This window comes from Cryobacterium sp. TMT4-31 (assembly GCF_004403385.1).
GTDB lineage: Bacteria > Actinomycetota > Actinomycetes > Actinomycetales > Microbacteriaceae > Cryobacterium > Cryobacterium zongtaii.
This window is the reverse complement of record NZ_SOGI01000002.1, coordinates 1-12,167: the sequence shown is the minus strand read 5'-3', so window position 1 is coordinate 12,167 and position 12,167 is coordinate 1. Positions and strand designations below refer to the sequence as shown.

Below are 12,167 nucleotides of genomic sequence, written 5' to 3'. Positions count from 1 at the left end.
TGGCGGATGAGCTGTTCGCCAAACTCGCGGCCGATGAGCCCTTCGCGCTCCCTGCTATCACGCCAGAAAGGCCCGCTGATGAACCTGCACCCGAAGAGACGGATGCGCCCGCGCCAGAGACACCCAGCGAACCGGCCGTACCCGCTCCGGAGGCAACCGTTCAGGCTTTGGATGGTCTGGCCGGACAAACTGCGCAGGATGAATCCTGTGCCCAAGCTTTCACCGGGTGACACTGCTGGCTCCGCGGCCCTGATCACTGAGTGCACACCGCGCTGCCCCAGGAATGCCCCGACGAAGCAGCTCATCAACGCATTCGTCTGTGACTGTTAGCGCTTTGTGGCGGCGTTCTGTGATCGCTCTTTGGCGCATCGACCTGGTAACCCTCGTTGTCTCAGAGCGGGTGGGCAGCGTCTTGTATCTGATGGGGTTTGACACTCTGAGGTTGCGAGACACTTCACCCCGTCGGAGGTCAAGTCTCCGATAAGGTCCGAATCTTCACAGCGGTCGGACGGCTGCCACACCGTCGGCCCGCCATATACTGCACGCACAGCGAGGCTCAAACCGGGGGGGGTGCCCCTATGTTCTTGTCAAGCGGCGAGCTGGTGGTCGGCTTGATAGAGGGTGCCGTCGCGGAGCATGGCGTAGAGGACGTCGCAGCGTCTGCGGGCGAGGGCGACGAGGGCTTGGTTGTGGCGTTTGCCTTGGGCGATTTTGCGGTCGTAGTAGGCGCGTGAAAGCGGGTCGCGGAGCGCGGCGAAGGCGGAGAGGAACAGTGCCCGCGCCGCCCAGGGGTGGCCTCTTCAGACTGTTTGTCGGCCGGGAAACGTGGGTCGAGATGTCAGTTGTTGCCCTGGTCGACATCAACGAGGTGGTCGCCGTTGATGTTGGTGCGAGTCGCGATCGCGAGGGGTCGCAGTGGGCCCAGGAGTACGGTGAGTTGTGTGCAGGGCAGTGCACGCATCGGGGCGCAGTCAGTAAATGCCGGCAGCGTCAGAGGAAACTGGAGGAATTCGGTTTGTATCCAGCAGGAGGAAATACTGCACCGTTCATGTCGACGGTAAATCAGTTGCAGTCGGGTTACATCCCTCTAAGGGGTGTGGGTTCTGCGGCAAGAGTGGGGCCGGATTGTGCCGGTCGCGAGTGCTGTGGGCATAGCGACTCAACCGGCATCGGGTGTAGATCGACCGGTCACAAGCTTTGGCCCCTCGCCTGCCGTGAGCCCGTGCATGCCAGCAGCGGAGTTCCACTGTGTAGCGCGGTGATATTCGATTCTGGCGTTCGAAGCGGCATAGTGTGGTGACGCCATTGTCCGAGGCATCCGATCAGCAGAAGCTGATGCTGAGCATGGCTTCGGGCAGTCAGGCTGCGTTCGGTCTGATCTACGATCAGTTGAGTGTTCCGACGTTTGCGATCTGCAATCACTATCTGAAGTCCCCGGCCGCGGCGGACGAGGCCATGTGCGGCCTGTGGCTATACGTCTGGCAAAACGCGGCGATGTTGTCAGGGCTTGACGGCTCGCCTTGGTCAATCATCATTGGAACAGCGGAGCGCCACGCCAAGAATGACGCTCAGACAGAGCGCCTAGCCCGAGGAACGGCGACCACTTTGTCCAGATAAATCCCCATCCGCGGGCGGCGCCGCCGCACCGTCGCGCGCCACCTCGAGGCGCACGGCTACACAACCCGCGGTATCGGCGTAGTGCGTGGCGTCTGTTATCGGCCTGTGTACCAGCTCACCCAGTACAACTATCGACCAGGAGACTCAATGTCAGCCAACGAAAACGGCTCACAGATCAAGATTGCGGATGAGCTGGCCGAGGTCGCCCGGTCGCTTGCGCATGCCACGCGAACCGTGCCGCGCCCCTCTGATTCGTACGAGCTGCTGGGCGCCCTTCAAATCGCACAGCAGTCGCTCGCCCAGGTCTACACACAGTTAGCGACCTGGCACAGGGATGCAGTCGACGGCACCCATTGCAACGGCACAGACGGACACAGTCTCTACGGTGTTCCCGCTACGGCCGCCGGTGCGAGCGAGCAGGTAACGCTTCTTCTCAAAATTGCGGCGGCCTCCGCCGCAGAAACAGCCGACCTTGTCGGTAAGGCCCAAGCGGCGAACGGCGTCGTGTGTTGGTTCGATGAAGTGAAAGAGACGGCTTAGGCCCAGCCCTCGACGGGGAGAACTGAAAGCCCAGAGCCCAAACGTTTCTGGTCGCACGTCGTCAATGGACCTGTTGCCGATGACTGCTGGATATGGGCTGGCGCAATTGCTGATGACGGTTACGTGCGCTTTGGGACCAAGGACGGCTACGGCCACAAGGTCATCCGCGACACGAACGGCGCTGCCGTCGTCGGTTCTGCTGCTATCCGCTCCTGAATCAGGGTGCTCGTTACGTCGCCGAGCAGTATGGAACACACAGCGGTGCGGGAGCGCGCAACCCCCTCCCGGAGGCTACGCAGTGGGGTTATGGTCCGGCCATAGTCACTGCACGAAAGGAAAGCTCATGGGAACCCTGACGTACGACTCGGGCCTCACAATCTATTTCAACGACTGGACACTCGCTCATCTTCAGGTCGCCATCGGGGTCAAGCTCCACCTAAGAGAGAGCTTTCATCTCTCCTGGAAGGATGAGACGGACGGTGACGGAGGGCGAGGCTCGATCTGGATATTCCCCGGCGCCCCACTCTTCTTCAAGTTCGCCGATGGCCGAGGGCCTCTCCTCGATTCGAAGTGGGTCGAAGCGTTAGTCAAGTCTGCAAACACGCCTGAGGGCATGACGGTCATGCCAGAACCGCGCCCGCTCGTCCGGGAATTAACCCGCCAACGACGGGGCAGCATTGGCCGTATTTAGCGCACACAAGGTCCAGCAGAGCCAACCACCAGAGCGGTCGGAAGACGCTCGTCTATCGGGCGGATAGGGCCACTCGCAGGTCGGTGCAGGCGTTACTCACACGGTGGCACGCTTGTGTGCAGGTTACCCAGTTGGGGTGGAGCTGAGCCATTCGCTCACATGCGATCACGGACTCTGTGCAGGCTTCGACGCAGGCATCCAGGATTAGAATCGCTGCTGCGTGATTGGCGCTGGTCGTCCATGAAAGAACCCTGGCCGTCACAAGTCCAATCTCAATGCAGTACAAGTCTGCTAGGAAACACGTTGTGATTTCTCCATCACCGGGCAACGTTAGACATTCCTCTGCGCAGAGCTCGCTCACACGAACCAGTTCGTCGCATGCTTCTTCGCAGGTACGTATCCGCTCTTGAATCAGAACGCCAACCAGGTCGCTGCGGAGCATAAGGATCACGCTAGCGCCGCTGCGCGCCGATATCGCCCCCTTGACCGGCACGGCGAACGTTCGATACGGGACGCCGGCTGCGGGGGAAAGTTTGTTAATCGATCCCCATCGGTCACCGACCAGAACGTCAAGCTTCACTGCTCAATCGTGCGGGGCCAGGTCATAAGGCTTCAGCCCATGAGTGCGGAGCGGGTCTTCCCCGTCAAGAGTCATCGATGTGGACGGTGCCGGTTCGAACTCCGGAGCAATCTGCGCGAGGGTACCGTTTCCCGAATACACATCGCGGAGCACACTCGCTGCGGCACCGACCGGAGCGGCTGCTTCACGCAAGCGCCGCCGGAGAATTCCTCGGGCAGAAATCACCACCGCAAAGGCCAAGCCGAGAGCAGCGATAAGAATCGCAGCGGACATCTGTGTCCCCCGATCATCAATGTCCCCTGAGTGCATCATGTCCTCTGCGGATTAGCAAAGAAACCTAATCGGCCCGCCGATCGGCCCCGTCGTCGTCGTCGGGTCAGTAAACGTCCGTTGATCGATCGGGATCGTTCCGCCGCAGCTTACGGATGTGAAGTGACTGCTCGCGTCGATGTAGTGCATCAGACCCGCGCCGGTGTGCTACCCGAACCAGTCGCGTAGCCACACGCCAGTCCGCAGAGCAGTGGTCGTCACATGCAAAGTCAGTCACTCCGTCGATCGTGCACCGGAGCAGTGAAGTCCTGGTCTAACAGGTCTGGCGCGATGGCGGCGTTGCGGTCGGGGATCATGGTGCAAGACTGGCGCTAGGTGGTTAGGGGCCTACGGTGGGTCGAGCGGTAGACGAGCGGAGAACCAAGCTTGTTTGGTGACGAAGGTGTTGAGCGGACGTGTTGGGTCGATTGAGCAGATCGAGGAGCATGCCGGCGGCGAGTCGGCCCTGCTGATCGGGGGTTTGCGCGATCGTGGTCAGGCCGAAGAACTCGGCGAGTTCATGGTCGTCGATGCCAATGATCGACAGATCCCGGGGGACACGGAATCCCAGGTCACGAGCGGCCAGGACAGCGCCGATAGCGATTTCGTCGCAGGCTGCGAAGATGGCCGTCGGTTGGTTGATGGCGAGGAGGGATTTCGCTGCGGCGTAGCCCGAGGCAATGTCGAAATCGGATTCGCGGTAAAGAGCAGGGTCCGCGGTGAGCCCGGCGGTCTGGAAGGCGCTTTCCCAGCCTTGGTATCGAGTGTCGCCGAGGTGGAAGGCTGAGCCGAGGGTGTTGCCATTTCCGATGTGCCCAATCCGGGTGTGGCCGAGGCTGATGAGGTGTTCGGTGGCGTGGCGGGCGATGGCGAGGTTGTCGAGGTCGATGGTGGACACGCCCTCGATCGTGCCGCCGATGCTGACAACGGGTTTGCCGAGGTCTTGAAGCGTTTGGATCTCGTGTGGGGCGAGCTCGATGCTGGCGGCGATGAGGCCGTCGACGCTGGCGCGCCGGAGCGAGGTGGCGAAGATGCGTTCGCGTTGCTGATCGACGCCCTGAAGGTCGTAGAGGGTGAGGTCGAAGCCGTGCTCGAGTAGTTCTGCTTCGATGCCCTTGAGGATAGACGTGAAGTACCAGCGGTCGAAGAAGGGGACCATGTAACCGATGGTGTTCATTCGGCCGCGAGCGAGGCTGGCGGCGCTGGAAGAGACGACGTATCCGAGCTCTGCGGCGGCGGCGATAACCTTCTTGCGGGTGTGGTCCGAGGCACTCTTGCCATTTAGGGCCCTGGAGACAGTAGAGATGGACACTCCGGCGTAGCGAGCGACGTCGGCGATGTCGGCCACGGGAACTCCTTTGTCGATCGGGACTCGGTTAGGGCAAGGGTAGCGAGACAGTGTTGCTTGGGCGCAACCAGGCGGTGGCGTGCTCAGGCAGTGTTGCATCCTCGACGGGTGCGCTGCAGGCGAGGATGTCGCCTTCGGGGAGCGTGATTGGTAGGTCACCGGTGTTGGCGATGATGACGGCAAGTCCATTTTGGAACACCAGGACGTCAGGCCGGGGTGAGTCCAGCCAACGAACGGTACCGGAACCCAACTGTAGGTCTTTACGCACCGCGAGTAGGTGCCGGTAAAGGCTCAGGGTGGAGTCGTCGCTGCAGCGTTGCAGGTCTCGAGCGAGATCGCGCCACCGCTCAGGTTGGGGAAGCCAGCTGTGCTTGCTCGCACTGAAGCCGTAGGTTGCGCCGTGAGCGGTCCACGGGAGCGGAACGCGGCAGCCGTCTCGGCCGTAGCGTTGATTGTCGCTGCGAAACCAGGTCGGGTCCTGGCGGGCATGGTCGGGCAGTTCGATCGCTTCGGGTAGCCCGAGTTCCTCGCCTTGGTAAAGGTACGCCGAGCCGGGAAGGGCGAGCATGAGCGCGGTCGCGGCTCGTGCCCGCTGCAAGGCCGACGCGGGCTCCGGCAAGTTGGGGGTGGCCAGCCCAATGCCATGGCCTTGGGGGTTGTCGAAGGTCAGTGCCAGACGGGTGGCGTGGCGGACGACATCATGGTTGGAAAGAACCCAGGTACTGGGCGCGCCGACGCTTCCGAAAGTGGCTAGTGAGGCGTCGATGATCTCCCGCAGGGGGCGTGCTGCCCATGGGGTCTCGAGGTAGGCGAAGTTGAACGCTTGGTGCATTTCGTCCGGCCGTACCCAGTCGGCAAGGCGGGGGAGCGGATCGACCCACGCTTCGGCAATGAGAATTCGTTCGCCCGGGTAGCTTTCCAGCAGTGCACGCCATTCCCGGTAGATCTCGTGTACGGTGTCTTGCCCCCAATAGGGGGCCTGCACGGGGGCGCTGACTGCGGGTTCGAGGGTCGCAGGGCCGGCCCCGAAAGCAACCGCGTCCGGCTCTGCCACGTCGGGAAGGCCGGGCTCCTTCATCAGGCCGTGCGCAACATCGACCCGGAACCCATCGACACCCCGGTCCAACCAGAACCGCAACACACCTAGGAACAGGTCTCTTACCTCGGGGTTGGTCCAGTCGAAGTCGGGCTGCGAGGAGTCGAAAATGTGCAGGTACCACTGGCCGGGAGTGCCATCCGCTTCGGCCGTTCGCGTCCACATCGGGCCGCCGAACACCGACTGCCAATTGTTCGGCGGGAACTCTCCGTGCTCGCCCCGCCCGTCGCGGAAGACGTAGCGGGCCCGGGCCGCGCTGCCGGGTGCAGCACGGAGCGCCTCCTGGAACCACGGATGGTCGCTGGAGGAGTGATTGGGCACCAAATCGACGATCAGTCGGATGCCACGTTCGTGTGCCGCGTGGATGAGCGCGTCGGCGTCGTCGAGTGTGCCGAAGACCGGGTCGACGTCGCAGTAGTCGGCGACGTCGTATCCGGCATCGCGTTGTGGGGAAGTGAAGAACGGCGACACCCACACGGCGTCCACGCCCAGGTCGACAAGATCGTCAAGGTGCGCGGTGATGCCAGGCAGGTCTCCGACACCGTCTCCGTCTGCGTCGGCGAAGGAGCGGGGATACACCTGATAGATCACGGCACTGTGCCACCAATTGGACTGCATAACACCACACTAGCGTGGAAGCGTTTCCGCGCAACAATCACGGGAATTGGTGCTTGCGGTTTTGCGTCCGGCCTGCAAATCTTGGAAGCGTTTGCAAGACTAATCCGGTCGTGCGAGTCGTCGAAGTGGATACACAGGAAAAGGGGTCACCGATGAAGTTGACGAGGAAAGCAAGGACCGCTGGGGTCGCGATCGTGTCGCTCGGGGCGCTGGTACTGTCCGGCTGCTCCGCGAGCGGGGGGGAAGGCTCCACCGAAGCGGGCGGATCTGGCAAACCGATCACGGTGTGGGTGGACGTCGAGCGGAAACCGGCGCTCGAAGAGCCGGCAGCGTCATTCACGAAGGAAACCGGGATCGAGGTGGAGCTGGTCACGAAGGACTTCTCCACCGTTGATCAGGACTTCATCAGCCAGGTGCCGACCGGCAAGGGGCCAGATATCATCGTCAGCCCGCACGACAAGCTCGGCGCGTACGTTGCCGCTGGTGTGGTGGCCCCGATCGAGCTCGGTGATGTGGCGGATGGTTTCGCTGAGACCGCGATCCAGGCGATGACCTACGACGGGGCCGTTTACGGGGTGCCGTACTCGATCGAAAACGTCGGGCTGCTTCGCAACGCGGACCTCGTCGCGGAGCCTGTTGCCACGTTCGATGATCTCATCGCGGCCGGGCGAGCTGCGGGGACTGAATACCCGTTCCTGGTGGGGCTGTCGCCGGAGCAGGGCGACCCGTACCACCTGTACCCGCTGCAAACCTCGTTTGGTTCTCAGGTATTTGCACGGAACGCGGACGGCACCTACGACCCATCGAAACTGGTCCTGGGCGACGAGAACGGTGTCCGGTTCGCTGAGGCGCTCCAAAAGTGGAGCGCCGACGGCGTGATCAACATCAACATTGACGGGGATCGGGCGCGGGAATTCTTTATCGATGGGAAATCACCTTTCTACCTCACCGGACCGTGGAACGTTCCAACCATCAAGGAAGCCGGCATCAACTACGTCGTCGACCCGATCCCGAGTGCCGGAGGCGGAGAGTCCCAACCGTTCGTTGGAGTGAATGGGTTTTTTCTGTCCAGCAAGTCCACTAACGCGTTGGCCGCGACGAACTTCATCGTCAACTACCTCTCCACCGAGGACGCACAGCTCGCCCTATTCGAAGTGGGCGGGCGTCCGCCAGCACTGACTTCCGCCTACGACACCGTCGCGGCAAAGGACCCCGATGTCGCAGCGTTCGGCGAAATCGGAAAGACCGGTCTGCCGATGCCCTCGATTCCGGAAATGGGATCGGTGTGGTCGGACTGGGGCAACGCTGAGCTGACCCTCATCCGTGGCGAGGGCAATCCGGCCGAGGTGTGGACCAAGGCCGCGGAAAACATTCAAGCCCAGATCGGCGGCTAATGAGGCAGGGCGGGGCGGAACTAGCCCCGCCCCGCGAACGTTTTGCCTCCCCTTGCAACGAACCATCGATTTGGAGTACTTCCGATGAACACCTCGCAGACCTCGGCTGTGTCCCGCGCGCTCACCGACGCGGTGTCCGACAGGGGTAGACAGCGACCGAAGCGGCCGGCGCGCAGACCCTCTGAGCCCAGACACTCGTCTGGATGGTGGGCGCTCGCGGTCAAGGTAGTGCTCCTGGCCATGCTGGACGCGATTGGCGCGTTCGCGGTATTTACTCTCATCACCCTGGACCAAGTGGTCATCGGCATCATCCTGGCCGCCGTGGTGATCGTGTTGAATATCATCTATCTCAAGCGTGACATGCTGCCGGCGAAGTACCTGGCACCAGGCCTGATCTTCCTGGTGGTGTTCCAGGTGCTCGTGGTTGTCTACACCGGATACATCGCGTTCACGAACTACGGTGACCAGCACAACAGCACCAAACAAGACGCTATCGAGCAGATCATCCGCACCGCCCAGGGCCGCGTGCCCGACTCCCCGCAGTATGGCGTTGACGTCTACAGGCAAGGCGACAGGCTGGCACTGCTTGTTGAGGACCCGGACGGCGAACTGTTGTTCGGCACAAGCGAGCAACCGCTCGAAACCGTTGATGCCGCCCCGGACGGGTGGACAGAGCTCACTCTCGCGGAGGTCGTGCAGCGTCAAGCAGATGTGTTGGCGGTGGTAGTTCCGATCTCTGACGACCTCAACGACGGCAGTCTTCGCACCCCGGACGGCTCCAGCGCGTACGTCTTCGCGTCCGCTTTGGAGTATGACGAGACGGCAGATACGTTCACCGACACCGCCACGGGTGGCACCTATGCTGACGACGGCGAGGGCACCTTCCGCTCCAGCGACGGCGCCGCGCTGAACCCGGGGTGGCGGGTATTCATCGGCGCGGACAACTTCGCTCAAGCCTTTACCAACGATCAGCTTCGCGACCCGTTGCTGCGGGTCATCGTGTGGACGTTTGCGTTCGCGTTCCTGTCCGTGGCACTCACTTTCGCAGTCGGAGTATTCCTCGCGCTGGTGTTCAATCACCCCCGGGTGCGTGGCCGGAAGATCTTCCGCGCCATCCTGATCCTCCCTTATGCATTTCCGGTATTTTTGTCCGGTCTCGTGTGGGCAGGCATGCTCAACACCGAGTTCGGATTCATCAACGAAACCTTCTTCGCCGGTGCCAACATCCCGTGGCTCGCGGACCCCTGGTTGGCGCGGATCAGTGTGCTCGTGGTGAACCTGTGGCTGGGATTCCCATACATGTTCCTCGTGTGCACCGGTGCGTTACAGTCCTTGCCGGACGACGTGATCGAAGCAGCCCGGGTAGACGGGGCACGTGCTTGGCGGATCTTCCGGTCCATCAAACTCCCGCTGATGCTGGTCTCCATTGCGCCGTTGCTAATCGCGTCATTCGCGTTCAATTTCAACAACTTCAATGTCATCTACATGCTCACCCGCGGCTGGCCGCGTTTCACCGACACCACACTGGACATCGGTGCCACGGATCTGCTCATCACGGTGGTCTACAAAGTCGCGTTCGGGGGTGGCGGCGGTCGCGATTACGGCCTGGCCAGCGCCTTCGCCATTCTCATCTTCATCATCGTCGCGGTCGTGTCGATCGTCAGCTTCCGCCGCACCCGCTCGCTCGAGGAGATCAACTGATGACCACCCACCAGAACTCAGTCCGCCGGCAAAGCCTCGGCCGCTGGTTCGCCGACACTGGCTGGCGGTACCTCGTCGGTGTCATCGCGTGCGCGTTCGCACTGTTCCCACTGCTCTACATCGTGTCGGTGTCCTTCAACCCCACCGGCACTCTCACTGGCTCGAACCACCTGTTTGAGTCTTTCGACCTCGGCAACTATGAGCGACTGCTGTCCAACCCGGCCACCCCGTTCGGCCGGTGGTTTCTGAACACGATGGTCATCGGCATCGTCAGTAGTGTGGCGACCGTGTTCCTTGGGGCGCTGGCGGCGTACGCATTCTCGCGAATGCGGTTCACCGGACGCCGGGTGGGACTCTTGACTTTGCTGCTGGTGCAGATGTTCCCGCAGTTCCTCGCCGTTGTCGCGATCTTCCTGCTCATGGTAGGAATCTCTGACGTGTTCCCGGCGATCGGGCTTGGCACGTCCCCCGGGCTCATCTTGGTGTACCTTGGCGGCGCGTTGGGCGTGAACACGTTTCTGATGTACGGGTTCTTCAACACGATCCCCACCTCTATCGACGAGGCGGCGAAAATCGACGGGGCGGGCCATGCGCGCACGTTCTTCACCATCGTGCTTCCGCTAGTGACCCCGATCCTCGCCGTGGTGGGGTTGCTGTCCTTCATCGGCACCACCAGCGAGTTCGTCATAGCCAGCGTTCTGCTTACCGACACCAATGATCAGACTCTCGCCCTCGGCCTCTACACGCTCATTTCCGGGTTCCAGTCCCAAAACTGGGGGGTCTTCGCCGCCGGGTCGGTTCTGGCAGCCCTGCCTGTGGTTGCCCTGTTCCTATTCCTACAGCGCTACATCGTCTCCGGCTTGTCCGCGGGCAGCGTGAAATAGCATCCGCCCCAAATCCCCGGTTCGTTCTTAGGAACGCCGCCTCGCTTTCGACGAAGCACCCATGCCCACGTCGTCGTGTCACAGCCATCTTGGCCATCGGAGCTGTCTTGGCTGGGACAGCTATCGACGGCACAAGCGCCACGGCCGCCCCCACCCCCCCCCGAGACGTACTATCAGGTGGTCTTGACCGTCAGCCACCAGTCCGAACTAGGTTGCGCTGAGGGCTGGGTCGCCGACCGCATCGAGACGCAACTCACGCTTCGACCCGACGGAGCAAATGCCGGCATGTTTGACCGTCCCGCCGGAGATTTCGAGTACAAAGCCGTTGTGGACGGCACCTGGGACTTCAACTTCGGCAACGACGGGGCGCTCGGCGGCGCAACGTTCGCTACCCACCCCGGCGGACCGATGTCTTTCCACTTCGGCCCCGTGACGAAGCGGTTCCAGAACACCGGCGAGGGTCCGATCGTGACTCTCGCGGGCTCCTTCCAACCCGAAGCCGGATGTTCCGGCGCTGTGGCGAAGTGTGCCGAAACCTATGCGTTACGAGACGGGAATACTCACCGAATGCAGAGTGCGGCGACTACCCGCTTAGGTGGTCGATCCCACGTGGCCGAGGGCTACAAACTACGCTGGTGCGGTTTCCCGCCGCTGGTGTTTCCACTCGTCGGCCAGGAGTGCGTATCCGATCCCGTCAATCCACCCGAGGTCGCGATGGAGGGAGTCGCGCACGCCGTGCAGTTCCTGGCGCATTCCTATGTGTTCGGCGAGGCGGCGGCAGGGCTCGTTCGCCGCAAACGCTTCCGCCACGACCTGACCTAGTTGTCGATCCTCGAAGCAGAGCCGCAGTGCTTCCCGGACTGCTTCAGTTGCAAACCTCTGGCCGCCCATGTTCATGTGCTGACTACGTTTCATTAAAACCGTTTAGTTGCTTCCCTTGCCTGGTGGGCGCCTCGGTGCCTAGTTGCGGGCACGGAAACTACTTGGAGGTCCTCGCGGAAGTTCGGAGCACCGAACGCAATCAGGTATGCGAGAGCGGCGACCTTGTTGGAGCGTCCTGACGTTGCCTTCAGTTCACTATTGTCTGAAAAACCAGTCGTGAAAGTCGCGTAGAAAGCATCCTTCGCAGCCAGGTGGGCGGTCAACGTCCCGGGTTCGCTCGAGGTGAGGGGCCCTCCTAGTTCCCGGGAAGTGTTCACTTGGCGATCCCTTGTCGCACGACAGTTCGCGGGCGGCGGCTTCGTCGGCGATATCAGTTACTGTTTCGGTTCTATGTACCAGCCCTGACGCACCAAGACAACCGCATTGAGTCTTGTACCCTGTGGTCGGCAGTTGCGGCGTCGAAGTCGAGGTTGATTGAGCGACCACGCAGCATGTCGGAGCGGCGAT

10 protein-coding genes and 2 pseudogenes are annotated in these 12,167 nt (G+C 61.9%); 7 read left to right on the top strand and 5 right to left on the bottom strand.

Features of this window, described 5'->3' with window-relative positions; all coding sequences use genetic code 11:
• A pseudogene (locus tag E3T19_RS19260) lies at positions 1-230 on the top strand (hypothetical protein); the annotation flags it as partial.
• Positions 231-587: 357 nt separating this feature from the next.
• On the opposite strand, the pseudogene E3T19_RS00160 reads toward E3T19_RS19260, so the two are convergent.
• Together E3T19_RS00160 and E3T19_RS19470 are read right to left on the bottom strand one after the other, a co-directional pair.
• Positions 588-782 (bottom strand): annotated as a pseudogene (locus E3T19_RS00160) (IS110 family transposase); the annotation flags it as partial.
• A gap of 56 nt (positions 783-838) precedes the next feature.
• A complete protein-coding gene (locus E3T19_RS19470; RefSeq protein WP_255578470.1) occupies positions 839-961 on the bottom strand; it encodes a hypothetical protein in 123 nt (40 codons plus the stop codon).
• Between the two features lie 332 nt (positions 962-1,293).
• Here E3T19_RS19470 and E3T19_RS00155 point away from each other — a divergent pair, with 332 nt between their 5' ends.
• The 3 genes from E3T19_RS00155 to E3T19_RS00145 all read left to right on the top strand — a co-directional run bounded on the left by E3T19_RS00155 (position 1,294) and on the right by E3T19_RS00145 (position 2,848).
• On the top strand, positions 1,294-1,617 hold the full coding sequence (locus E3T19_RS00155) for a hypothetical protein (RefSeq protein ID WP_134407773.1): 324 nt from the start codon (positions 1,294-1,296) through the stop codon (positions 1,615-1,617).
• Between the two features lie 147 nt (positions 1,618-1,764).
• Positions 1,765-2,157, top strand: a complete 393-nt coding sequence (locus E3T19_RS00150) for a hypothetical protein (protein WP_134407772.1) — start codon at positions 1,765-1,767, stop codon at positions 2,155-2,157.
• 343 nt (positions 2,158-2,500) lie between these two features.
• The gene (locus tag E3T19_RS00145) at positions 2,501-2,848 is read left to right on the top strand and encodes an ATP-dependent DNA ligase (protein WP_134407771.1); all 348 of its coding nucleotides are present in this window, start codon (positions 2,501-2,503) and stop codon (positions 2,846-2,848) included.
• Positions 2,849-4,077: 1,229 nt separating this feature from the next.
• On the opposite strand, the gene E3T19_RS00140 is transcribed toward E3T19_RS00145, so the two are convergent.
• Together E3T19_RS00140 and E3T19_RS00135 are read right to left on the bottom strand one after the other, a co-directional pair.
• Entirely contained in the window at positions 4,078-5,085 is a 1,008-nt protein-coding gene (locus tag E3T19_RS00140; protein ID WP_134407770.1) for a LacI family DNA-binding transcriptional regulator, read from the bottom strand.
• Between the two features lie 28 nt (positions 5,086-5,113).
• Positions 5,114-6,799 (bottom strand): glycoside hydrolase family 13 protein, encoded by a 1,686-nt coding sequence (locus E3T19_RS00135; RefSeq protein WP_134407769.1) that lies wholly within the window; start codon positions 6,797-6,799, stop codon positions 5,114-5,116.
• Positions 6,800-6,951: 152 nt separating this feature from the next.
• On the opposite strand from E3T19_RS00135, the gene E3T19_RS00130 reads away from it, so the two are divergent.
• The 3 genes from E3T19_RS00130 (at position 6,952) to E3T19_RS00120 (ending at position 10,778) form a co-directional block, all read left to right on the top strand.
• Positions 6,952-8,193 (top strand): maltose ABC transporter substrate-binding protein, encoded by a 1,242-nt coding sequence (locus E3T19_RS00130; RefSeq protein WP_103479723.1) that lies wholly within the window; start codon positions 6,952-6,954, stop codon positions 8,191-8,193.
• A gap of 84 nt (positions 8,194-8,277) precedes the next feature.
• Entirely contained in the window at positions 8,278-9,894 is a 1,617-nt protein-coding gene (locus E3T19_RS00125; protein ID WP_134407768.1) for an ABC transporter permease subunit, read from the top strand.
• Positions 9,894-10,778, top strand: a complete 885-nt coding sequence (locus E3T19_RS00120) for a sugar ABC transporter permease (RefSeq protein WP_103479725.1) — start codon at positions 9,894-9,896, stop codon at positions 10,776-10,778. Before E3T19_RS00125 ends, E3T19_RS00120 begins: the two co-directional genes overlap by 1 nt.
• A gap of 627 nt (positions 10,779-11,405) precedes the next feature.
• On the opposite strand, the gene E3T19_RS00115 is transcribed toward E3T19_RS00120, so the two are convergent.
• Complete coding sequence (locus tag E3T19_RS00115) at positions 11,406-11,669, bottom strand: GNAT family N-acetyltransferase (RefSeq protein WP_241979871.1); 264 nt, start codon at positions 11,667-11,669, stop codon at positions 11,406-11,408.
• Positions 11,670-12,167 lie beyond the last annotated feature (498 nt).

Bases quoted from the DNA above. Each gene is read 5' to 3' on its own strand.
- E3T19_RS19470 (WP_255578470.1), bottom strand. From the start codon at position 961: ATGCGTGCACTGCCCTGCACACAACTCACCGTACTCCTGGGCCCACTG.
- E3T19_RS00130 (WP_103479723.1), top strand. From the start codon at position 6,952: ATGAAGTTGACGAGGAAAGCAAGGACCGCTGGGGTCGCGATCGTGTCG.
- E3T19_RS00135 (WP_134407769.1), bottom strand. From the start codon at position 6,799: ATGCAGTCCAATTGGTGGCACAGTGCCGTGATCTATCAGGTGTATCCC.
- E3T19_RS00125 (WP_134407768.1), top strand. From the start codon at position 8,278: ATGAACACCTCGCAGACCTCGGCTGTGTCCCGCGCGCTCACCGACGCG.
- E3T19_RS00145 (WP_134407771.1), top strand. From the start codon at position 2,501: ATGGGAACCCTGACGTACGACTCGGGCCTCACAATCTATTTCAACGAC.
- E3T19_RS00120 (WP_103479725.1), top strand. From the start codon at position 9,894: ATGACCACCCACCAGAACTCAGTCCGCCGGCAAAGCCTCGGCCGCTGG.
- E3T19_RS00150 (WP_134407772.1), top strand. From the start codon at position 1,765: ATGTCAGCCAACGAAAACGGCTCACAGATCAAGATTGCGGATGAGCTG.
- E3T19_RS00115 (WP_241979871.1), bottom strand. From the start codon at position 11,669: ATGGGCGGCCAGAGGTTTGCAACTGAAGCAGTCCGGGAAGCACTGCGG.